Genomic DNA, 23631 nt, shown 5'->3' with positions numbered 1-23631 from the left:
GATGGATACCACCACGGCACAACGGATTGCCCGGCGCTTCGTCGGCTTGCCCCTGGACCAGCGTCGCCAGATCCTGGAAAAGATGCAGGCGACCGGGCAGAGCTTCAGGCTGCTGCCGATCGCCGTCACCCGTCACGAGGTCCCGCGCATTCCGCTGTCCCATGCCCAGCAGCAGATGCTGATTCTCTGGCAACTGGAGCCGGGTAACAGCGCCTATAACGTACCGATGGCGGTGCGCTTGAGCGGCGGGCTGGATGAGGCGGCGCTGGGCCGGGCCCTGGAACGGCTGGTGCGGCGGCATGAAAGCCTGCGCACGCGTTTTGTCTCGGATGAGGGCGCGTTTCATCAGGAGATTCTTGAGCAGTCCGTGGTGAGCCTGGTGCGGGTCGACGTCTCGGGGACTGTCGCCGACAGTGCCGAGGAGCACCTCAAGGGGTTGGTCGCCGCCGAACTGAGCGCGCCGTTCGACTTGCTGGAAGGGCCGGTGCTGCGGGTCAGGCTGTTCCGCCTGGGCGAAGCCGAACACGTGCTGACCCTGTGCATGCACCACATCATCTCCGACGGTTGGTCGGGAGAGGTGTTGGTTCGTGAATTTATCCGTTTCTACCTCGGCGAACTCGAAAGCGCCGCTAACCCTGTAGGAGCCGGCTTGCTGGCGATGACGGCGGTGAATACAACATCGCGATCGCCGGCAAGCCAGCTCCTACAGGGACCGCGTCTGGCCTTGCCGGAGCTGCCGATCCAGTACGCCGACTTCGCCATCTGGCAACGGGCCTGGCTCGAAGCCGGCGAGGGCGAGCGCCAGCTGGCCTATTGGAAAGAACAACTGGGCGACGAACATCCGTTGCTGGAGCTGCCACTGGACCACGAGCGTCCGGCGCAACCGAGTTATCGTGGCGCTATCGTCCACAGCGACCTGACGCCCGCTCTCTCGGCACAACTCAAGAACCTGGCCCGGCAGAACGGCCAGACCCTCTTCATGCTCAGCCTGGCGGCGCTGGCCGTGGTGCTTTCGCGCTACAGCGGCCAGGCCGATATCCGTATCGGCGCGCCGAATGCCGGACGCAGCCGCGAGGAACTGGAAGGACTGATCGGCTTCTTTATCAACACCCAGGTCCTGCGGGTACAGGTGGACGAACGCGCCAGCTTCCAGCAACTGCTGGAACAGGTGAAACAGGTGGTGACCGGCGCCCAGTCCCATCAGGAGCTGCCTTTCGAGCAACTGGTGGAAGCCCTGGCCCCGGAGCGCCGCCTCGGTCATAACCCGCTGTTCCAGGTCAAGATCAACCAGAACGTGCTGGCTGCTGCCAGCGCTGGAGACAAGGCCCAGGACCTGAGCGTCGAAGCCTTCGCCATCGATATCGTCGACGCCCGCTTCGACCTGGCCCTGGATTTCACCGACACTCCACAGGGCGTCGAGGCCAGCTTCACCTATGCCACGGACCTGTTCGAGGCCGCAACCATCGAGCGCATGGCCGCGTCCTGGCGTCAGGTACTGGAGCAATTGGTGCGCGCCGTTGAACAACCGTTGCTGGAACAACCCGTTAGCGCTGCCCAGCCCATCGAGCACCAGGCCGGGCCATGGCCCTTTACCGATTTCCTCGCGCTCTGGGAACAGGGTCGGCGGATCGGACAGGGTCAGGCGGCACTGCACACTGCCGGTCAGTCGATCGACTACGATGAACTGGAACAGCGTTCCAACCGGCTGGCGCACTACCTGCACGCCCGGGGCATCGGTCGCGGTGATGTGATTGCCCTGTGCCAGGAGCGTTCCTTCGAGTGGGTGATCGGGTTGCTCGCCGTGCTGAAAACCGGTGCGGTCTACCTGCCGCTGGATACGGCGCAGCCGAGCGAACGTTTGCAGCAACTGCTCAAGGACAGTGCCGCCACGCTGCTGATGCATGCGCCGGGCGATAACAAGTCCGCCGGCCTGGGTGTTTGCCCGGTGCTGGCCCATGACCCCGGACAATGGGCCGATTGCAGCGCCGAATCCCTGGCGATCCGGGTCCTGCCGGAACAGCCGGCCTATATCATCTACACCTCCGGTTCCACCGGGCAGCCCAAGGGTGTGCTGATCAGCCACCAGGCTTTGGCGAACTATGTGCAGGCGTTGTTGCAACGCCTGGAGCTGGCGCCCGGGGCGAGCATGGCGCTGGTCTCGACCATTGCCGCCGACCTCGGTCATACCCAGCTGTTCGGTGCCCTGGCGTCCGGTCGCCCACTGCACCTGATGGCCGCCGAACACGCCTTCGATCCCGACGGCTTCGCGGCCTATATGGCCGAGCACCAGGTTGATGTGCTGAAAATCGTCCCGAGCCATTTGCAGGGCCTGTTGCAGGCCGCGCGGCCGGCGGACGTGCTGCCCCGGCAATTGCTGGTCCTCGGTGGCGAAGCCAGCCCCTGGGCGCTGATCGAGCAGATCCGGCACCTGGCGCCGGAGTGCCGCATTGTCAATCACTACGGGCCGACGGAAACCACCGTGGGCATCCTGACCCACGAAGTCCGCGAGCTCCTGGCGGGTTGCCGCACGGTGCCGGTGGGTCGGCCCCTGGCCAACGACCAGGCGCGGGTGCTGGATGCCTGGCTCAACCCGGTGGCGGAACGCGTCGCCGGCGAGCTGTACCTCGGTGGCGCCGGCCTGGCCCAGGGTTATCTGGGACGGGCGGCCATGACCGCCGAACGTTTTGTGCCCGATCCCGAGTCCCGGCACGGCGAACGCCTGTACCGTGCCGGTGACCGGGCGCGGATGATTGACGGCCGGGTGGAATACCTCGGTCGGGCCGACGACCAGGTGAAGATTCGTGGCTACCGGGTCGAGCCCGGCGAAGTCGCGCAGGTGCTGCAAGGCCTGGACGGTGTGCGTGAGGCGGTGGTCCTGGCCTTGCCGCTGGACAGCGATGCCTCGCGCCTGCAACTGGTCGGCTATTGTGTTCCCGAAGCAGGCACCGAACTGGCAGTCGAGACCTTGCGCCAATCCTTGCTGGCCGAACTGCCGGAGTATCTGGTGCCGGCGCATATCGTCGCCCTCGAACGCCTGCCGCTGACCGCCAACGGCAAGCTCGACAAGCGTGCATTGCCGAAACCGGGCGTCGCCGGCAAGCGTTACACCGCGCCGGTCGGCGAGATCGAAGAGAAACTCGCGGCGGTCTGGGCCGATGTGCTCAAGCTGGAGCGGGTCGGCAGCAGCGATAACTTCTTCGAGCTGGGCGGCGACTCGATCCTCAGTCTGCAGATCATCGCCCGGGCCAAGCGCCAGGGCATCAGGTTGAGCCCCCGGCAGTTGTTCGAGAAGCAGACCATCGGCCAACTGGCGACGGTGGCCCGGCTGATCGAGAAGAAGGCCGAGGTGGTCGAGACGGTGCGGGGCAACCTGCCGCTGTTGCCGATCCAGGCGCGCTTTTTCGAGCTGGAAATCCCCCAGCGTCAGCACTGGAACCAGGCGCTGATGCTGGAACCGTCGACAACCCTGGACCCGGCGCATCTGCGTAATGCCCTGCACATGCTTATCGAACGGCACGAGGCCCTGCGTCTGAGCTTCGAGCTGAGGGACGGCGTCTGGCAGGCGAGCTTCCGCGCGGGCCCCGCGATTGATCCGTTGTGGGTGCACGAACTCGACGATCCGGCACGGCTGACCGAGCTGGCCGACGAAGCCCAGCGCAGCCTCGATTTGAAACAGGGGCCGTTGCTGCGTGCACTGCTGGTCAACCTGCCGCAAGGGCAACAGCGTTTGCTGCTGGTGATTCACCACCTGGCGGTGGACGGGGTGTCCTGGCGTGTGCTGTTTGAAGACCTGCAACAGGCTTACACCGCTTTGGCGGCGGGCCGTTCGCCGGTCCTGGCACCGCGCAGCAGTTCGCTCAAGGCCTGGGCCGAGCACCTGCAAGGTTATGCCCATGGCCCGCTGCTCAAGGCCGAACGCGACTACTGGTTGCAGAGTCTCGGGCATGTAGAAGGCGAGTTGCCCCGGGATAATCCGCTGGGGGCCAATACCCGGCGCCAGGTCCGTTACGCCCGTTCGAGCCTGAGCAAAGACCTCACCCAACAACTCTTGAAAGTGGCCCCGGCGGCCTATCGCACCCAGGTCAACGACCTGCTGCTGACGGCCCTGGCCCAGGTGCTGTGTACCTGGAGCGGGCAGGCCTCGGCGCTGATCCAGTTGGAAGGCCATGGCCGCGAGGACCTGTTCGAGGACCTCGACCTGAGCCGTACCGTGGGTTGGTTCAGCAGTCTGTTTCCGCTGCGGCTCACGCCCGAGGGCGAGCCGGGTGCGAGTATCCGCAGCATCAAGGAACAATTGCGCGCGGTGCCGAACAAGGGCATCGGCTACGGCATTCTGCGCTATCTCGGTGATGCCGAGACCGTCGCGGCCTTGCAGGCGTTGCCCGAAGCCCGGGTGACCTTCAACTACCTGGGGCAGTTCAATACCGACGCCGCTCCTGGCGAGCGCGCGCTGTTGACCCCGAGCGCCGATGACAGCGGTGCGAGCCAGAGTGAAGACGCACCGCTGGGTAACTGGCTGAGCCTCAATGGCCAGGTCTACGACGGCCAGTTGCAACTGGACTGGAGCTTCAGTGGCGAGGTCTATCGCGGCGAAACCATCGAGGGCCTGGCGGCGGCGTACGAGCTGGCGTTGGCCGAGGTGATCGCTTACTGCGTCCACGACGGGCACCACGGCGTGACCCCGTCGGACTTCCCGCTGGCGGGCCTGAACCAGGCCCAACTGGATCGTCTGCCGGTGGCGGCGCGGGACATCGAGGACGTCTACCCGCTGTCGCCGATGCAGCAAGGCATGCTGTTCCACAGCCTGTCGGCACCGGCCTCGGGCAACTATCTGAACCAGATGCGGGTCGATGTGACGGGGCTCGATGTGCCGCGTTTCCGCGCCGCCTGGCAGGCCGCCATCGACCGTCACGAGGCGCTGCGGGCGCGCTTTGCCGAAGGCAGCGGACAACCGCTGCAGGTGATTCGCAAAACCGAGGCCCTGGCGTTTGTCGAGCAGGATCTGCGTGGCCGCGACGGCCTTGACGCGTTGTTGGCCGAGCTGGCCGACGCGGATCTGCAACGCGGCTTCGACCTGGCCTGCGATCCGCTGTTGCGCCTGACGGTATTGCGCACCGCCGAACAGCGTCACCACCTGATCTACACCAACCACCATATCCTGCTGGACGGCTGGAGCAGTGCGCGGCTGTTGGGCGAGGTGCTGGAGCATTACAACGGACAAGGGGTGACGCCGCCCGGTAGTCGCCTGCGCGACTACATCCAGTGGCTGCAACGCCAGGACAGCGGCGCCGATCAGCGTTTCTGGACCGAGCAGATGGCCGCCTTCGTCGAACCGACCCGCCTGGTGCAGGCCTTCAAGGCCGGTGGTGTGGCCGAGGCCCGGGGTTATGGCGAACATCGCCAGACCCTCGATGCGGCACGGACCCTGCACCTGGGCGAGTTCGCCCGCGAGCAGCGGGTAACCCTCAACACCCTGGTGCAGGCGGCCTGGCTGTTGCTGCTGCAACGCTACACCGGCCAGCGCAGTGTCACCTTCGGCGCCACGGTGTCCGGGCGTCCGGCGGACCTGCCCGGCGTCGAGGAACAACTGGGCCTGTTTATCAACACCCTGCCGGTGCTGGGCAGCCCGGGGCCGGAGCTACAGGTCGGCGACTGGGTGCAGCAGGTGCAGGCGCGCAACCTGGCCTTGCGCGAGCACGAACACACCCCGCTCTATGACATTCAACGCTGGGCCGGCTGGAGCGGCGAAGCACTGTTCGACACCTTGCTGGTGTTCGAGAACTACCCGACCTCGCAGGTCCTGGAGCAGGGCGCTGACAACGGACTGTCCTTCAGTGGCTTGCAGAGCCGGGAGCAGACCCACTATCCGCTGACCCTGGTGGTGGAGGTGGGCGAGGTCATGTCGGTGGACTACCGCTATGCCCGGCAGCAGCTCTCGGACGCGGCGGTGGTGCAGTTGGCCGGGCATTTCGAACACCTGCTGCTGGCCCTGGCCGATTCGGCCCGGCAACGCCTGGGCGAACTGCCGATGCTCGCTGGCGCCGAGGCGCGGCAGACGCTGGACGCGTGGAACCTGACCCATGCCGACTATCCGGGACCCTGGTGCCTGCACAGCCTGATCGAGGCCCAGGTGCAGCGCTCGCCGGAGGCGCCGGCGCTGGTGTTCGACGGACAAGCCTTGAGTTATCGCCAGCTCAATGCCCGGGCCAATCAACTGGCCCATCGCTTGCGCGAGCAAGGGGTTGGACCGGATGTGCTGGTGGGGATCGCCGCCGAGCGCAGCCTGGAGATGGTCATCGGCCTGCTGGCGATCCTCAAGGCCGGTGGCGCCTATGTGCCCCTGGACCCTGAATATCCTCGCGAACGCCTGGCCTACATGATCGAGGACAGCGGCATCGACCTGCTGCTGACCCAGCGCCATCTGCTTGAGACCCTGCCGATCCCGGCCCATGTGCGCAGCCTGTGCCTGGATGTTCCCGAGTCGTTTACCGCCAGCGAGGAAAATCCGCGCAACCTGACGTTACCGGACCATCTGGCCTATGTGATCTACACCTCGGGCTCCACTGGCCGGCCGAAGGGTGCGGGCAACAGTCATCGGGCGCTGTATAACCGTCTGGCCTGGATGCAGAAGGCCTATGACCTGAAGGCCCACGACACGGTCCTGCAAAAGACCCCGTTCAGCTTCGATGTGTCGGTCTGGGAGTTTTTCTGGCCGTTGCTGACCGGCGCCCGCCTGGCCATCGCCAGGCCGGGTGAGCATCGCGATCCGCAGCAACTGATGGAGAGCATCGAGCGTTATCAGGTCAGTACCCTGCATTTCGTGCCCTCGATGTTGCAGGTATTCATGGCCGGGGTTGATGTGCGGCGCTGCCGCGGCATCCGACGCCTGGTGTGCAGTGGCGAGGCGTTGCCGGCCGAGTTGTCCCAGGAGGTGCTGAAGCGTCTGCCCCAGGCGGCGTTGTACAACCTCTATGGCCCGACCGAAGCCGCCATCGACGTGACCCACTGGACCTGCACGGCGGATGACAAGCTGAGCGTGCCGATTGGCCGACCGATCGACAACCTCAAGGGCCATGTGCTGGACAACGGCCTGTTGCCGGCCGCGTTCAGTGCCGCCGGCGAGTTGTACCTCGGTGGCGTCGGCCTGGCCCGTGGTTATCACCGGCGTCCGGCGCTGACCGCCGAGCGCTTTGTCCCGGACCCGTTCGACGAGCACGGTGGCCGTTTGTATCGCACCGGCGACCTGGCCCGTTATCGTGACGAGGGGGTGATCGAGTACGCCGGGCGTCTCGATCATCAGATCAAGATTCGTGGCTTGCGGGTGGAGTTGGGCGAGATCGAGGCGCGGTTGCAGGAGCATCCGGGTGTACGCGAGGCCAACGTCATCGATATCGACGGGCCGCTGGGCAAGCAGTTGGTGGCGTACCTGGTGCCGGTCGAGCGCGATCTGGTTGATGCCGGAGCTGTGGCGCAAGGCCCGTTGCGTGATGCGCTCAAGGCCCATCTCAAGGCGCAATTGCCGGAGCATATGGTGCCGGCCCATCTGGTGCTGCTGGAAGGCATGCCGCTGAGCCCGAACGGCAAGCTGGATCGCCGGGCGTTACCGGCGCCGGATGTGAATGCCTCGGGGCCGGTCTACCGGGCCCCGCGTACCGAACTGGAACAGCGCCTGGCGGCTATCTGGGCGCAGGTGCTGGAGGTCGAGCGGGTCGGGCTGGATGACAACTTCTTCGAGCGTGGCGGGCACTCGCTGCTGGTGATTGCCCTGGTCGGGCGCCTGCGTGAGGCGTTTGATGTGACGATCAAGCTGCATGACTTCCTGTTGCTGCCGAACCTGGAGGCGCTGGCGGATTTCCTGCTGGAAGGGGAGGCGCGGGTCAAGTCGCCGGTGATTGCCATGAACGCCTGCCGCAATGACCGGAGTCCGCTGTTCTGCCTGCCGCCTGGTGGTGGTGGGGCCTACGCCTACTATCCGTTGGCCGGGACCCTGGGCAATCAGCGCCGGGTCTATGGGCTGGTCAACAAGCGTTATGTGGTGCCGGGCTGGTTCGATGAGTCCTGGGACGGCATGGTGGCCTACTACCTGGAGCAGATCCGCGTCACCCAGCCACATGGGCCTTACAACCTGCTGGGCTGGTCATTGGGTGGGGCGTTGGCCGTCGAGGTGGCCCATCGTCTTGAGCAGGCGGGTGAGCGGGTGGGTTTTGTCGGGCTGGTGGATTCGCTGATGCCCCAGGGGGGCGAGGAGCACCCTGCCGAGCCTGAAGTGCGGGCTGATGCGCAAGTCGAGGAGCCTGGGTTGTATGGGCCGTTGTTGAGCAGCCTGCTGGCTTTTGTGCCTGGGGTCGATGAAGCGACGGTGCTGGGCTTCCTGGAACAGGCGCGGGCGAGCTTGAGTGATGAACAAGCAGTGGTCGAGTGGGTGATCGAGCAGGTGGCCGGGGTAGGCGGGGTGAGTGTCGAGCGCTTGCGCGAGATCCATCGCGATATCGCGTTGCAGGACGAGATCGAGACCGGGTATCGCCTGTTGCATGCCAATGCAGTGTTGAGCGAGGCCTTCAGCCTGAAACCGCTGGCGGTGAAGGTCGATTGCTGGTGGGCGACAGGGAGCCGCAGTGCCGCGCGGATACATGAGGCCGAGGCGCGGTTGCTGCGTGAATGTTCGGTCAATGGCCTGGCGGGGTCGCGGGTGCTGGAGGAGAGTCATGACAGTGTCATCCTCAGTCCGGCGTTGTTGAATGCAGTGCTGGAGTGCCTGGCCGCTGAATAAGGCCAGTGCACGATCCTTGTAGTGGCGGTGCTGATCCTGGCCCGCCATTTGGATCGACATGATTACCTGTAGGAGCCTGGCTTGCCAGCGAAGAGGGCCTTGAGGGCGCCAAGAGCTTCGCGGGCAAGCCCTGCTCCTACAGGTTTATGGTGTGTTCCCGATGGGGGTCGACAGATATTTCTGCAGTCATAAAAAAAGCCAAGGGTATGGGCCCTTGGCTTTTTTTATGCACGCCTGGTGGGTTTACCCACCAGGTTGCTTCGAGGATCAGAAGTCCGCGCGGACGGTCAGCATATAGGTGCGTGGATCGCCGTAGTAGTTGCCACGACCCAACTCCCCGATTGATTTGTAGTAGACCTTGTCGAAGATGTTCTTCACGTCCAGGCCGACCTTCCAGTTCTTGTCGATCTTGTACGAGGCCAGGGCATCCCAGACGGCACGTCCGCCGTTGGACTCTGGTGCTCCGAGCGTATCGGTGGAGTAACCACTCTGCGCTGAAACACCACCGCCCACGGTCAGGCGATTCCAGTCGCCAGGCAGGTTGTAGGTGGTGGAGGCGCGCAGCAGGTGTTTGGGTGTCTGGTAGTCGGTCGGGCCACCACTGCTTTTGTTGGTGATATCGAAGGTGTAGCCGGCCGCCACTTGCCAGCCCGTCAGCACTTCACCGCTGGCCTCGAGTTCAAACCCCTTGCTGCGTTGGACATCGCCGTTGGTGTAGCAATATTGGTCGGCATTGAAGGTACATACGACGTTTTCGTCCGGATTCGCCAAGGCAACGTTTTTCTGTTTGATGTAAAACACCGCGGCCGAGACGTTCAGGCGGCCGTCGTACAGCTCACCCTTGATCCCCGTTTCATAGTTGCTGCCAATGGCCGGTTCCAGCAGGGTACCGGATTGAGTGCGTAAGTTGCTTTGCGGTTCAAAGATCTCCGCGTAACTGGCGTACCACGACCACTGTGGGTTGAAATCGTAGATCAGACCGGCAAAGGGGGTGAACTCGTGGTCCTGGCGGTTGGCGGCTCTGATGCCGGTGAGCATGTCCTTGGTTTCATACTCGTACCAGCTCAGACGTCCACCCAGCACCAGGCTCAGCGGTTCTGACAGATGCAAGCGGGTATTGGCATAGACGCCATAGCGCCGGGCATTGTCGTCAGCGATGCCGCTCCAGCCGGTGAATGCCGGTTTATCGATGAGGTTGGGATTCGGGTCGAACACATTGATCGGAACGCTTACGCTCGTATCGAAGGTCTTGCTATGGCGCTTCTGGTTTGACCAGTTGGCGCCGATCAGCACTGAGTGCTCCAGACCGAAGGCGTTGAAATTGCCGGAGATATTGCTGTCCAGGCCGACGTTCTCGACCACGTCTTCACGGAACAGCACCTTATAGCTCCCTGGTCCAGTCAATGTCACTGGATCGACGGAGCCACGGCTGTTCGCAATCTGTTGGCTGAATCCACCCTCGGTACGGGTGACCGAGGTCTTGCTCTTCCAGTCATCGTTGAAACGATGTTCCAGGTCCGCGAAGAGTTCAGTCTGTTGGGTATCGTGATAGGCCCAGTTCTGTGCCAACGAGGTCGAGCGCGACACACCCAGAGGCTTGCCGTCGCTGTAGCGAGGCAGGCCGAAGACCGAGTAGCCGTCGGTCCTGCTGGTCTGGTTGCGCAGGCCCACGGCCAGGGTGGTGGCGTCATCCAGGTCGGCTTCGACGATGCCATAGAACACCGGCTTGCGGCTGCTGGCATAGTCGACGAAGTAATCGCGTGTTTCATAGGCGGTGACGATCCGTCCACGCAGGGTGCCGCTGTCGTTCAGGCGGCTGGTGCCGTCCAGGTCCACGCGGTAGAAATCATCGGAACCGATCCGGGTGGTGATCGAGTAATGCGGGTCGGCCGTCGGGCGCTTGCGCACCAGGTTCACAGCGCCGCCGGGGTTGCCGTTACCCACCAGCATGCCGGCGGCACCACGAAGGATTTCCACACGATCGAATACCGCCGTGTCAGGTGTCATCCAACCAGTGGGGCTGTAGCTCAGGCCGGGTACACCGTCGATCATGTAGGCGTCGGCCCCGAGCTCAAAACCCCGGGAGTTGTACTGGTTGTCACCGAAGTTGCGGGTCTGCAAGGTAATGCCGGTGGCCTGGTCCATCACCTGTTCAAGGGAAGTGAGGTTCTTGTCGTCCATCTGCTGGCGGGTCACCACGGTGACCGACTGCGGGGTTTCGCGCAGGGTCTGGGCGGTCTTGCCGATGGTTACCGCGCCGGTGGTGTAGGAGCCGGTGCCGTCGGTGTTGCTGCCCAGGGCCTGGCCGCTGATGTTGGTGGCGGCCAGGGTCAGGCCCGAGCCCTTGGCGGCGGTATCGCTCAGGGTCAGGGTGTCGCCCTGCAGGTTGTAGTCGACGCCGGTGTTCTTCAGCAACTCACTGGCGGCCTGGCCGGGCGTAAACACGCCTTTGACCGGCGTACCGTGAAGACCCTGGACCCGCTCCGGGTTGTACAGGATCTGGATATTGCCCTGGCGCCCCAGTTCCTGCAGGGCGCTGCCCAACGGTTGGGCGCCGATGTTGAATTCGAACTCCTGGGCCTGGACCTGTGCCGCCAGGGGCAGTGCCAGCGCCATCCCCATGACGGCCAGCGAAGGTGGCGAGCAGAACAGCTGGCGAACCAGCAACGCTTTGCTCAAGGGTGTGAGGCGGTGTTGTTTTGGCATTGTGTCTGCTCTTGTCAAAATTGCTGGAAAAGCGAGTGAGAATTTTTTGCATTTGAAATAAAGACGTACGAGGGCGACAAAGACGGAAAAGAAAAGTGAAAAAAATGGTGACGGGAGGGATGCGATTGTTCTGTAGGAGCCGGCTTGCCGGCGATAGCGGCCGGACAGTCGATGCAAGACTTCCGGGCCTCATCGCTGGCAAGCCAGCTCCTACACGGGGCGGGGGTTATGAGAAGGCGTTTTCGGCAAAAGCGGGCTGCTCCTCGCGACGCTCGACCTTGATCTGTCCGGCCTGCATCCGCACCAACTGGTCGGCCACCGGGAAGTAGCGGTCGTCGTGGGAAATCACGATGATCGTCTTGCCCTGCTGGCGCAGCTCGGGCAGCAGTTCGGTGTAGAACACCCGGCGGAAGGCCGGGTCCTGGTCGGCGGCCCATTCGTCGAACACCAGCACCGGACGCTGGTCCAGCCAGGCATTGATCAGCGCCAGGCGCTTGCGCTGGCCGGTGGACAGGTCGGTGGTGGTGAAGCGGCCGTCGCGGATGCTGACCTTGTGGGCGATGTCCAGGCGTTCCAGGTACTTGATCGATTCCGGGGGCAGCAGGTCGTCGCCCTGGAGCACTTCGTCGAACAGGTAGTAGTCGGCAAATATGGTGGTGAACAACTGCCGGTAATCATCCAGGCCCTCGGCGGTCACCGCCTGGCCGTTGAGGCGCACCTCGCCCTGTTGCGGGCTGTACAGCCCCAGCAGCAGTTTGATCAGGGTGGTCTTGCCGCAACCGTTCTCGCCGACGATAAAGAGGATCTCGCCCTGTTTGATGGTCAGGTTCACCGGCCCCAGGTGGAAAGCCTGGCTGCCTTCGACCCGCGGGTAGTCATAACGCAACTGATGCAGTTCGATGCTCTGCAGCGGCGCCGGGGCGGCCTGGCGGTCCTGGATCAGCAGGTGCGGTTCCGGCGAAGAGAACTGCCAGGACAGCTCGGCGATGCGGCGCAAGGCGATTTCCGCGCGGCTGATAATCGGCAGGGTGTTGATCAGGCGTTCCAGCGGACCTTTCATATACAGCATGACCAGCACGAAGCCGCCCAGCACGGTGCGGTCAGTACCGGGCCAGAGGGCCTGGAAGGTGATGGCGATACCGATCACGGCGAAAAACAGCATCGAGCCGAAGGTTTCCGCGCTGACGAAGATATTCGCCGCGCGGATGTTGGCCCGGCAGATCCGCTCGGTGGTGCCGTGGATCTGTTCATCGTGCATATGCTGGCGGCGCTTGCGCTGGATCCGCAGTTCCTTGGCCCCGGCCGAGATCGCCTGGTAGTGCTTCTGCAATTCGTCTTCGCCGTCGCGGGCGGTGAGGATGCTGCGCATGCCGTAGCGGTGCGCCAGCCATTGGGCGCCGGAGCCGATGATCACGGTGACCACGGTCAGCAGCAGGATCTGCCAGGAGAGCATCGCCAGGTAGGACAGGCAGCCCAGGGTCACGGTAAAGGCGATCACCATCGGCGCCACCGACAGGGCGAAGGTGCTCAGGGTGCTGACATCGCCGAGCAGCACGGGGATCAGGCGATGGGCGCGGTAGCGTTCGAGTTGCTCGATGGGCGCCACCAGCACCTGGGCGGCCAGTTCGCGGCGCAGGCGCGCGACCACCTGTTGGCCGACATAGTTGGTCAGCAGGTTGGACAGGGTGGAGCAGGCCAGGGTCAGCAGGCACAGGCCGCCGAACAGCAGGGCGGTGTGGCTGTCGGGCCCGGCGGCGGCGTTCATGGCGTTGTTGACGGTGGCCAGCAGGCCGGTGACGCTGAGGCCGCTGACGATCCCCAATACGGCCGAAAGTACGACCAGCAGCCAGAACGGCTTGAGGATCCTGAAGGTTTCCCGGGCGAGACTTGGGGCTGGGGCAGGCATGGGGGCTACTCGTGAAGGGGCTGTAGACGCGGGCGCCCCGGAAGGCGCCTTGAACTCTGTAGACGAGTCGATGGGGTTGGGATTTAGAACTCGCGGGCGACGCGAAAGCCCAGCCAGTCGCCACGGGTGATGGCGCTGCGTTCATTGCGATTGCCCGAGCGCGAGAACACCGGCGCTTCGCTCCAGTCGTTGCCACGAATTACCCGGCGGTCCTCGCATTCCTTGCTGTCCAGGCGCGGGCTGCCGTCGGCGGGCGCGCCGACATAGCTGTCGACGTAGCAATCGGCCGTCCACTCGTAGACGTTGCCGTGGCCGTCATACACGCCATAGGCGTTCGGCGGGAAGCTGCCGCCCGGCGAGGTATAGCTGAAACCGTCGGCCGGGCCGTAGGTGTTGGCGTGCTCGGCAATGCTGTAGCCCTTGTCCTTGTCGAACGGGAAGGGGAACGAGCCGCTGGTGCCGCCACGCACGGCGTATTCGCGTTGCGACTCGCTGAGCAGGTGATATTTTTTTCCGGTTCTTTTCGACAGCCAGTCGGCATAGGCCTGGGCTTCGTGGGCGTCCATGCACACCGCCGGTTGCCGGTCGCCCTGGGGGTAGCGCGGCTGGCCGGCCAGGCATTCGCGACCGGGACGGGTATCGCCATCCGGCATCTTGTAGCCGGTGTCATGGATATAGGCCTTCCACTCAGCGCCGAGCACCTGGAAGCGGCTGACGGCGAAGGCCTTCTTGAAGGTTACCGGGTGCATCGGACCTTCATCAGCTTCACGTCCGACTTCGTCCTCGGGGGTGCCCATGGTGAAGGTGCCGGCGGGCAGCACGACCATCTCCGGGCAATCCTTGCAGTCCTTGAACACCTTGCCCGGCAGTGGCGGGGTGGCGGCCAGGGCCGCGTTCGGCAGCCAGGCGCCGAGCAGGGCGCTGAGGATCAGTGCGGGCCAGAGGCCGACGCGAGACCGGGAAACAAGCAGGTGGAATTTCATGAAAGTTCTCGCAGGCAAGGAATGGAAATCGGAAAGCGCTGGCGGTCATAACTGTTTGCCCAGCAGGGCCATGAAACGGTCGATCTCGGCCTCGTTGTTGAGCAGGCCTGGCGCGGTCCTTACGAGCGGCCCGACATCGCGATCCACCGCATCGACCACCACCTTGTTGCGCATCAGGTAGGCGGCGACCTTGTCGCTGTCCTGGCCCTTGACCCGGAAGAAGCTGAAGCCGGCGGACAGTTCGGGGTTGATCGGCGTGACCAGTTCGATCCGTGGGTCGGCTTGCAGGCGTTGCTTGATCAGGCTGTTCAACTGCTGGATACGCGCCTGGACCTCGGCCTTGCCCAGTTGCAGGTGCAGTTCGAAGGCCTTGTCCAGCGCCCAGCGATGCTCGAAGGCGTGGTAGCCGCCGGGGCTCATGGAGGTGGCGAAGTTGGTGTCTTCGGAGAAGGTCGGCAGCAGCGGGCTGACGTCCCTGACCTGTGACGAGCGGGCGCAGACAATGCCGGTGCCGCGCGGGCCGAACATCCACTTGTGGGTGCCGGCGATAAAGAAATCGCAGTGCATGTCCGGGAAGTCGAGGTTATCCACGCCAAAGCCGTGCACGCCGTCGACCACGTAGAGGATCCGGTCCTTGTCGTCGCGCTGGCGATTGTGTTCGGCGACCAACTGGCCGATCTGGCCGATCGGCAGTTTCACCCCGCTGCCCGATTGCACCCAGGTCATGCCGAGCACCCGGGTCTCGGGTTTGATCGCACGGTCGATATTGCCGATCACCTCGTCGGCCGAAACCAGCGCCGGGTCCTTGAACAGGCTGATCTTGCGCACCCGGGTACCTTCGCGCTCGCTGCGCAGGCGCAAGAGATTGCGGGTCGAATAATGTTCGTGTTCGGTGGTGAGGATTTCCTGGTCGGGGCGCACATGGATGCCGCCGTAGATCATCGCCAGGCCCTCGGTGGTGCTGCCGGTCAGGGCGATCTGCCCTGGCTCGGCCTTGAGGTAGCGGCCGGCCCACAGGCGGACCTGGGCTTCGCGTTTCCAGGTTTCCTGCAGGTCCCAGTCCATGGCCAGCCCCGGGTTGCGGTCGATGGCGGCGCGGTGCTGCTCGATGGCCTCGCGCACGGGGCGGGGGTGGGAGGTCACCAGGAAGTTGGAGAAGTGCAGGTAGTCGGGGTCCTGGTCGAACAACTGACGCAACCCGGCCCACTTGTCCGTGGACAATGCCGGGCTCTCGGCTGTGACCGGGCTGGCGGTCAGCGCATTCAGGCTGGCACCGAGGGGCAGGCCGGCAGCGAGTACGCCGGCCTGCTTGAGAAAGGTTCTACGATCGGTCATGGGCAATTCACTGGCGCGAGAGCGTGGCGGTGGGTGACGTGGTGCCGGGGCGGGCGGCTTTCTGCACCTGGTCCCAGACCCGCAGGAAGTTGCCGCCCCAGAGCTTGGAGATATCGGCTTCGGAGTAACCGCGATCGAGCAGTTCGGCGGTGACGTTGCGTGCCTCGCTGACATCCTTGAAGCCGTCGATGCCGCCGCCGTCGTTGAAGTCGGAACTGATGCCGACGTGATCGATGCCGATCTTCTTCACCGCATAGTCGATGGCGTTGCCGAAGTCCTTGAGGTCGGCCTTGGGTTCCTCGTCGAGAATGGCGTAGAGAGCGCTGGCGTATTGGCCGAAGCGTTGTTCCGGCCAGACGGTGATGATCGGGTCGCCGGGCATCAGGGCCATGGCCAGGTTGGGCAGGGGCGGCAGGTCGAAACGTTTGCGCAAGGTGTTGAGCTTGTCCTGGGTGCGCTGGCTCAGCGGGCGCAGATAGGCCGGGAACGCGACGATCTGGACCACGCCGCCGCTGTTCTTGATCAACTGCATTTCCTTGTCGCTGAGGTTGCGCGGGATATCCACCAGGGCGCGGGGTGCCGAGTGCGAGGCAACCATCGGCGTGCGGCTCAATTGGCTGACCTGCTCCAGGGCCTTGGTCGACATCTGCGAGACATCGATGATCACCCCCAGGTCGTTGAGGCGGTGCACGGCCTGCTGGCCGATCTCGGAGAGGCCGTCGAGGGCATCCGGGGTGTCGTTGAGGAACGGCAGCGGGCGCGAAGAGTCGGCCCAGTCGTTGTTGCCCACGTAGCTGAAGCCGAACATGCGCATGCCGCGGGCGGCCCACAGGTCCAGGCGATCGAGGTCGTGACCCAGGGGATAGGCGTTGAGCATGCTGATGAAGATCGCGAACTTGCCTTCACCGTGCAGGCGGCGCATATCGTCGGGACTGTAGGCGATGCCGACGCGGTTGGGGAAGTCACGGACCAGGCCGCTGATGATCTGGTAGCGCACCTCCTGCTGTTTGCGTGCCTCCTCGACAAAGCCGGCGGTGGGGCGGTGCGGGGCATTCGGGCCGTTCCAGATTTCCGGCCAGCCGAACACCGTCAGCGCGGCGGCGGACAGCCGTCCGCGGCCGGTCTTGGCCAGGTCGAACTGGCCGCTGCCATCCTTGTCGGCTTCGCGGCCTTCGGTGCCGAAGGTCAGGGGCACGGTGATATGGCTGTCGAAGCTGATGATCCGCTCCTGAAGCTCGTCGGCCTGCTTCATGATCTTCAGCGAGTAACCGGGGTTGGGCCACAGGTCCCAGGTCAGCCAGGCTGCGGCGGCGCAGAGCCCCAGGGCCAGGGGCAGGCCGATGTAGAGCGCCTTTTTCGAACGCGGTTTTATCATTGCCATCTCATTGTGGTTTGCCGATGTTGCTATCTGGGAAGAACGGATGGCGTACGTTCTGATTTAGGCGCCGCGCCCGGCTAAATTTCCTACGCAGTGCAACGTTCTAGCTTGGATAAAGCCTGCTTCAGGGCTGACACAGGTAGGGCGATGACGATTTCTCGACGAGGCTTCATGGCGGGCCTGGCGCTCACGGGCGTGGCTGTTCCCGCGGCCTATTACGCGCACCGCGAACTGACCCGGGACAGGGAACCCGTCACGCCGGGCGAGGCCACGGTCGACCTGCTCGACACGGCCGGCCAGCGCCTGGCCAACCACCTGCGCGGGGTCTGGAGCCTGCGTTTCGAAGGACGCGATGCGGGCCTGGATGGCCTGCCCCTCGAAGGCCTGGAACTGTTCCTCGATATCGCCCCGCGTGGTCGCGGCTTGCGCGGTTTCATTGACACCGCCCAGGCGTTGCGGGCTGACGGTCAACCCCGCTGGCGGCTGGTCGGTGACCTTGCCGAGAGCGACGGCTCGCGGCTGTTCTGGCGCCTGAGCCTGGGGGACGCCGAGAGGCCGCTGTATGAATTCAGCCTGGTTCTGGATGAAGTCTGGGCCACGTTCGGCAACGCTGGCAGTGGCACCTTGAGCGGTCATGTCGAGCGCCTGGACCGGCCGCTGGCCTTGCCGCAACTGGACAACCGCTTTGTCGCGGTCAAGCAGGTGTTTCCCGAAGCCCGCGAACGTATCGGCCTGGGCGCGCCCCTGCTGGCCTGGCTGGTGTCCCCCGAGCACCGCTTGTTCCACCAGCTCTGGCATGCTTCCCGGGACAAGTGGCACACCCTCCCCGAAGACAAGCGCAATGGCTTGCGCGGGATCGGCTGGCAGCCCGGTCCCCGGGACAAGGAGCGCGACGCCCGTGGCAAGCGCAAGGATCGTAACGGTTCGGGCATCGACTTTTTCTTTATGCACCGGCATATGTTGCGCATGGCCCGCTCGTTCCAGGCCTTGCCGTCATGGCGCGCTTTTCCGCTGCCCCAGCCGGAGCTGGAGCGCGATCGCCAGGGCTTTGCCCGTTATTTCGATAACCACGATGGCTGCGCCGTGCCGCCGACCTGGCTGGCCGACGGTGACGACGAGTACAGCCAGTGGGTCAGCGATATCAAGAGTGCCGAGACCTGGCACAGCAACTTCCAGGCCTGGGAGTCGCGTTACAGCGATCCGCGTTATCTGTCCCGCTTGACCCTGGGCCAGTTCGGCTCCGAGGTCGAGCTGGGGCTGCATGACTGGCTGCATATGCGCTGGGCTTCGGTGGCGCGCGATCCGTCCAATGGCGCGCCGGTGCCCATGGCCCGGGAGTTCACCGACTTTGCCCCGCGCTGGTATGCGCCGCAGAACGACTTTCTCGGCGATCCGTTTTCCTCCCATGTGAACCCGGTGTTCTGGATGTTCCATGGTTGGATCGATGATCGGCTGGAGGATTGGTTCCGGGCGCACGAGCGTTTTCATCCGGGGGAGGTCACGCGCCAGGAGGTCAATGGCGTGCCCTGGTTCGCCCCGGGGCGCTGGGTGGAAGTGGACGATCCCTGGCTCGGGCCGACCACCCATGGTTGCAGCACCACGCCGGGATTGAGCATGGGCAAGACGGTGGAGATGGACCCGGAGACCATGAAGCTGGCCTTGCGGATTACCTTTACGCCGGAGAAGGACCTGGCCGGGTTGTTGCGCCGGGTACCGCGGCGGCCGTGGTATGCGCGGCACTTGTCGATCAAGGATAGGTTGCTCTGATACTCGCTCGCCACAGGAACGCGCTCGGCTTCAAATTTCCTTGGCCGAACGCCCTTCTTGTGTCTGCCAGCCGCCACCAAGTGCTTTGTACAACGCAATACTGGCCTGCACCCGCGACAGGCGCAGCTGTACATTCTGGTCCTGGGCCGCATACAGTGTGCGCTGGGTTTCCAGCACCGTGAGCAGATCCTCCGCCCCGGCCTGATAACGGCTCTGGGCAATCTCGAAGGCCCGTTGCGCCTGCTTCAATTCTTCGTCCTGCCAGCGTCGTTGTTGATCAAGGCCGCTGATACTGTTCAGGGCCTTCTCGACATCGGCGAAACCGTTGACGATCGCGCCCCGGTAGCTTTCCAGCAACTCCTCCTGGCGCGCCGTGGCCCGGTCGCGTTCGGCCCGCAGGCGGCCGTTGTTGAAGACCGGCGCGAGCAGGCCGGCGCTCAGGGTGTAGAAGGGCGTGCGCAAGGCATCGGCGGCCTGGGTGGCTTCCGAGCCCAGGCCGGCACCCAGGGTCAGCTTCGGCAACAAGGCCGCTCGCGCCACCTCGACATCCGCCTGCGCCGCCGCCAGTTGCGCTTCGGCCCGGGCAATGTCCGGACGTCGGCGCAGTAGTTCGCTCGGCACGCCGGTATCAATCGACGGCCAGCTCAGGCTGCTGAACGGCTGGGCACCGATCCGCAAGCTCTGGACCGGCTGGCCGAGCAACGCCGCCAGGGTAATCAGCGACTCGCCGGCCTGCTGGCGCACCAGCGGCAATTGTCGTTCCTGGCTGGCCACCAGGCTCTTTTGCTGGGCCAGTTCCAGCGCCGTGGCCGAGCCCGAGTCATAGCGGGTCTGGACCAACTCCAGCACCCTCCGGGCGTTGCTCAGGTTCAAGCCGGCGATGGCTTCCTGTTCGCGGGCGGACAGGGTGCGGGCATATTGTTCGGCAACGCCGCCGAGCAGCGTCAGTTCCACCGTCGCCCGGTCATACTCGCTGGCCCGCAGGCTCTGCACGGCGCTGTCGCGGGCGGCGGCGACACCCCCCCAGAAGTCCACCTCGTAGCTGGCGCTGAGGTTGGCGCCATAACTTTTGCTGCTGTTGTCACTGTCGGCATTGTCGCGGTTGTTCAGCAACTGGCTGCGGCTGCCGTTCAGGCCCAGGGTCACCTGCGGCAGCAGCGGGGCACCGGCGATCACCGCCGTGGCCTGGGCCTGGCGCACCCGGGCGAGGGCGGCGGCGAGGTCATGGCTGTCGACGCGGGCCTGCTCGATCAACCGGTCCAGCTCCGGACTGCCGAACCTTTGCCACCAGAGGGTGCTGGTCTGCTGGGCGCTGTGTCGTGTTTCGAACTGCCAATGGGGCGGTGGCGGCGTGTCGTCGTCCGGACGCGGTGCGGGCCCGCCGCAGGCATTGAGCAGCAGGCAAATGGTCAACAGGGAAAAGCGCGGTTTCATGGGTTCGATCATTCACTGGTAAGCGCTGTGACCGGGTCGAGCCGGGCAGCTTTGCGGGCCGGCATAAAGCCGAAGAGGACGCCGGTGACCAGGGCGCAGGCAAAGGCGCCGATCACGGCGCCCAGGGAAAACGCCACGGCGACCTTGGCCAGCAGCAGGACGCCACCGACCGCCAGGGCGAGGGCCACGCCGGTCAGGCCGCCGACCACCGAAAGCATCACCGCTTCGGTGAGAAACTGGCGCAGGATGTCGCGCTGGCGGGCACCGGTGGCCATGCGGATGCCGATTTCCCGGGTGCGTTCGCGCACGGTCATGAGCATGATGTTCATCACCCCGATGCCCCCCACCAGCAGGGAGATGGCGGCAATCGAGCCAAGCATCAGCGACAGGGTGTTCTGGGTGCGGGCCTCGGCCTGGATCATCGCGGCGTTGTTGGTCAGGCGAAAGTCCCGGCGGCCGTCGTGCATGCGCAGCATCACCTGGTCGATGGCCTTCTCGGCGTCGCGGACATTGCGCCCGTCGCGGGTGGCGATGGCCACGTATTCCGGGTTGTGGGTGCCGAACAGCCGGACACTGGCGGCCGAGTAGGGGATTGCCACGCGATCGTCGCTGTCGGTTTCGCCGGAGGTGGCGCCCTTTTCCTGGAGCACGCCGACCACCTGGAACGGCACGTTTTCGATGAGAATGTACTGGCCGATGGGGTCGGCCACCTCCTTGAGCAGTTTGTCGCGGACCTTGTGGCCGATCACCGCCACGGCGGCTCCGGCATCGGCATCGGCCTGGGTGAAGTAACTGCCCTCGACCACCGGCCAGTTGAAGATCGCCGGGAACTGGGTGTCATTGCCGCCGACATAGGCGGTGTGGTCGAGGTTGCCGAAGCGCAGCACGGCGTCGGCGCCGTTGACCGGCATGATCATTTTCACCTGGGGCAGTTCCGCCAGCGCCGCCACGTCGTCCAGGCTGATAATCCCCAGCGGCGCTCGCGGCGCGGCCGGCGCGCCACTCAGGTAGATGATGTTCGAGCCGAACGCGCCCATCTGTGCGATCACCTGGCGCTTGCTGCCTTCGCCGACCGCGAGCATCACCACCACCGAGGCGACCCCGATGACGATGCCGAGCAGGGTCAGGGCGGTGCGAAAGCGGTTGATCCACATCACCCGCCAGGCCGCTTGCACGGCGTCCACCAGCTCGCTTTTCCAGGCGCCACGATAGGCGCTGCCGTCACTCAGGCGCTGGCGCAGGTCGATCGCCTGCAGGGCGACGGGGTCGTTGCCGCGCTGCAGCTCGGGGTTGTCGCGGGTGCTGTCGCTGACGATCAGTCCGTCGCGGATCTCGATGATCCGTTTGGCCCGGGCGGCGACTTCACGGTCGTGGGTGATAAGGATGATCACATGGCCCTGGCTGGCCAGTTCGTCGAGCAGCGCCATGACTTCGCCGCCGCTGTGGCTGTCGAGGGCGCCGGTGGGTTCGTCGGCGAGAATGATATGGCCGCCGTTCATCAGGGCGCGGGCAATCGATACCCGCTGTTGCTGGCCGCCGGACAACTGGTGCGGGCGGTTGCAGCTACGACTGGCCAGGCCCAGGCGCTCGAGCAGGGCGGCGGCGCGGGCCTGGCGCTCGGCGGCCGGGGTGCCGGCGTAGATCGCCGGCATCTCGACGTTCTCCCGGGCCGAGCCGGAAGGAATCAGGTGGTAGCCCTGGAACACGAAACCGAAGGCCTCGCGGCGCAGCCAGGCGAGGGCATCGCTGTCGAGTTCGGCGACGTTTTCACCGGCGAACAGGTAGCGCCCGGAGGTCGGCCGGTCGAGGCCGCCGAGGATATTCATCAGGGTCGATTTGCCCGAGCCGGAGGCGCCGACGATGGCGACGAATTCGCCGGCATGGATCCTCAGGTCGATGCCGCGCAGCACCTGCACCTCGGGACTGTCGCCGCCGCCATAGGCCTTGCGGATGTCCTGCAGGTCGATCAGTGGCGTTTGCATTCAGCCTCCACTGCCGGTCGCGGGGCCGATCAGCAGATGGTCGCCCTCGGCCAGCCCGTCGAGGATCTGCACCCGTAGCCGGTCACTCATGCCGGTACGCACCTGGCGCGTCTGGATCTCGCCGTTGCTACTGACCACCCGGGCCGTCTGCAGCGGCGCCCGCGAGTCGCCTTGCAGGGCGGCGATCGGCGCGGTGAGGACGTTTTGCGCCTGGTCGGCGACGAAAAACACCTGGGTGGTCATGTCCGCCATCAGCGCCTGGTCGGCGTTGTCGACATCCAGCAGTACGGTGTAAAGCACCACCCGCGAGCTGCCGCTTTTGTTACTGCTGCTGGAACTGCTGCTGCTCTGGCTGCCGGCTTCGAGGGGCTTGGGCGGTACAGGGAGGATCTGTCGGACCGTGCTGGTCCAGCGTCGGCTGCCGCCACTCAAGGTGGTGAAATAGGCGTGCATGCCCGCTTTGACGTGGCCGATATCGGCCTCCGAGACTTCTGCCCAGACCGTCATCGGCGACAACCGGGCGATGCGCAGGATCAGCGGTGTCTGTTGCTGGGCGTTGAGGGTCTGGCCTTCGCGGGCATCGAGGGCGACCACGGTGCCGCTCATGGGCGCATAGATCCGCGTGTAACCCAGCTCCGCCTCGTCGCTGCGCAGGCTGGCCTGGGCCTGGAGAATCTGCGCGCGGAACATGTCGATGCGCGCCTGGGTGGTGCGCAGCTCGGCTTCGGCCGCCTGCACATCCTCGCTGCGGGTGGCCCCGCCGGCGCTGAGTTGTTGCTGGCGTTGGTGCTTCTGTCGGGCCAGGTCGTGCAGGGCGCGTTGTTCCTGCAACTGGGCCTTGAGGTTTTTAATCGAATAGCGACCGGCATCGAGCTTGGCCTGCTGGGTCGACGGGTCGATCTCCACCAGCAACTGGCCTTCCTTGACCTGATCGCCGATTTCGACGTGGATCTTGTGGATCTGTCCGGAGGCCTGGGCCCCGACGTCGACGTAACGACGCGGATGCAGGGTGCCGAGGGCGGTGACGCTGCTTTCGATATCGCCACGGGTGACCGTGACGGTGGCGAAGCGATCACGTCCCGGTGGCAGGATCTGCCAGGCGGCCAGGGCGACGACGGGGATCAGGCAAAGCGTGACAAGCAGGGCGCGGCGGGTGCGTCGGGGACGGTTCATGCAGGGTTCCAGCCGATGGAAAGTCGGTCCGTGACGACGCGGCGGGCACACGGGGGCACCGCGGCACTCGTTGTCGCCGGGCGACAAACACGGGAGCTGCAAGATAGACGAGAGGTCGGCGCGCGAATTTAAGTCCGGCCCGTGGACTTTTCGAGGTATTTGCGCCGGGTGGGTAATGGAAGATTGGAATCTATATG

Annotated in this window: 10 protein-coding genes; 2 read left to right on the top strand and 8 right to left on the bottom strand. The window is 64.9% G+C overall.

Going from position 1 to position 23631, the window contains the following annotated elements; translation table 11 throughout:
- The first annotated feature begins 1 nt into the window (after position 1).
- Positions 2–8770: a non-ribosomal peptide synthetase gene (locus M5C01_RS00560; RefSeq protein ID WP_152736968.1), complete on the top strand. Its 8769-nt coding sequence runs from the start codon at positions 2–4 to the stop codon at positions 8768–8770.
- 267 nt (positions 8771–9037) lie between these two features.
- On the opposite strand, the gene M5C01_RS00555 is transcribed toward M5C01_RS00560, so the two are convergent.
- From M5C01_RS00555 to pvdM, 5 genes are all read right to left on the bottom strand, one after another.
- Positions 9038–11476 carry a TonB-dependent receptor gene (locus tag M5C01_RS00555; RefSeq protein ID WP_152736967.1) on the bottom strand — a complete coding sequence of 813 codons (2439 nt, stop codon included), beginning with the start codon at positions 11474–11476 and terminating at the stop codon, positions 9038–9040.
- A 226-nt stretch (positions 11477–11702) separates the two neighbouring features.
- Positions 11703–13382 carry a cyclic peptide export ABC transporter gene (locus M5C01_RS00550; RefSeq protein ID WP_152736965.1) on the bottom strand — a complete coding sequence of 560 codons (1680 nt, stop codon included), beginning with the start codon at positions 13380–13382 and terminating at the stop codon, positions 11703–11705.
- A gap of 83 nt (positions 13383–13465) precedes the next feature.
- Complete coding sequence (locus tag M5C01_RS00545) at positions 13466–14365, bottom strand: formylglycine-generating enzyme family protein (protein ID WP_152736964.1); 900 nt, start codon at positions 14363–14365, stop codon at positions 13466–13468.
- A gap of 45 nt (positions 14366–14410) precedes the next feature.
- A complete protein-coding gene (locus M5C01_RS00540) occupies positions 14411–15700 on the bottom strand; it encodes an aminotransferase class V-fold PLP-dependent enzyme (protein WP_152736963.1) in 1290 nt (429 codons plus the stop codon).
- 7 nt (positions 15701–15707) lie between these two features.
- Positions 15708–17075 carry a pyoverdine-tailoring dipeptidase-like protein PvdM gene (pvdM, locus tag M5C01_RS00535; RefSeq protein WP_152736962.1) on the bottom strand — a complete coding sequence of 456 codons (1368 nt, stop codon included), beginning with the start codon at positions 17073–17075 and terminating at the stop codon, positions 15708–15710.
- Between the two features lie 150 nt (positions 17076–17225).
- Between pvdM and M5C01_RS00530 the strand changes: the two genes are divergently transcribed.
- Positions 17226–18845: a PvdJ/PvdD/PvdP-like protein gene (locus M5C01_RS00530; RefSeq protein WP_152736961.1), complete on the top strand. Its 1620-nt coding sequence runs from the start codon at positions 17226–17228 to the stop codon at positions 18843–18845.
- 30 nt (positions 18846–18875) lie between these two features.
- Here M5C01_RS00530 and M5C01_RS00525 read toward each other — a convergent pair whose 3' ends face one another.
- From M5C01_RS00525 to M5C01_RS00515, 3 genes are read right to left on the bottom strand one after another with little or no spacing between them, the layout of a single operon-like run.
- Positions 18876–20279, bottom strand: a complete 1404-nt coding sequence (locus tag M5C01_RS00525; protein WP_152736960.1) for an efflux transporter outer membrane subunit — start codon at positions 20277–20279, stop codon at positions 18876–18878.
- Positions 20280–20287: 8 nt separating this feature from the next.
- Positions 20288–22261: a MacB family efflux pump subunit gene (locus M5C01_RS00520; RefSeq protein ID WP_152736959.1), complete on the bottom strand. Its 1974-nt coding sequence runs from the start codon at positions 22259–22261 to the stop codon at positions 20288–20290.
- Entirely contained in the window at positions 22262–23434 is a 1173-nt protein-coding gene (locus M5C01_RS00515) for an efflux RND transporter periplasmic adaptor subunit (RefSeq protein WP_152736958.1), read from the bottom strand.
- Between the last annotated feature and the right edge of the window lie 197 nt (positions 23435–23631).

Origin of the sequence: Pseudomonas sp. MWU12-2319 (genome assembly GCF_023242525.1) — a bacterium.
GTDB lineage: Bacteria > Pseudomonadota > Gammaproteobacteria > Pseudomonadales > Pseudomonadaceae > Aquipseudomonas > Aquipseudomonas gingeri_D.
Note: the sequence above shows the minus strand (reverse complement) of the source record. Positions and strands in the feature narration are given on the sequence as shown.

Coding starts and splice junctions, on each gene's coding strand:
- M5C01_RS00560 (WP_152736968.1), top strand. CDS start 2: ATGGATACCACCACGGCACAACGGATTGCCCGGCGCTTCGTCGGCTTG.
- M5C01_RS00555 (WP_152736967.1), bottom strand. CDS start 11,476: ATGCCAAAACAACACCGCCTCACACCCTTGAGCAAAGCGTTGCTGGTT.
- M5C01_RS00550 (WP_152736965.1), bottom strand. CDS start 13,382: ATGCCTGCCCCAGCCCCAAGTCTCGCCCGGGAAACCTTCAGGATCCTC.
- M5C01_RS00545 (WP_152736964.1), bottom strand. CDS start 14,365: ATGAAATTCCACCTGCTTGTTTCCCGGTCTCGCGTCGGCCTCTGGCCC.
- M5C01_RS00540 (WP_152736963.1), bottom strand. CDS start 15,700: ATGACCGATCGTAGAACCTTTCTCAAGCAGGCCGGCGTACTCGCTGCC.
- pvdM (WP_152736962.1), bottom strand. CDS start 17,075: ATGATAAAACCGCGTTCGAAAAAGGCGCTCTACATCGGCCTGCCCCTG.
- M5C01_RS00530 (WP_152736961.1), top strand. CDS start 17,226: ATGACGATTTCTCGACGAGGCTTCATGGCGGGCCTGGCGCTCACGGGC.
- M5C01_RS00525 (WP_152736960.1), bottom strand. CDS start 20,279: ATGAAACCGCGCTTTTCCCTGTTGACCATTTGCCTGCTGCTCAATGCC.
- M5C01_RS00520 (WP_152736959.1), bottom strand. CDS start 22,261: ATGCAAACGCCACTGATCGACCTGCAGGACATCCGCAAGGCCTATGGC.
- M5C01_RS00515 (WP_152736958.1), bottom strand. CDS start 23,434: ATGAACCGTCCCCGACGCACCCGCCGCGCCCTGCTTGTCACGCTTTGC.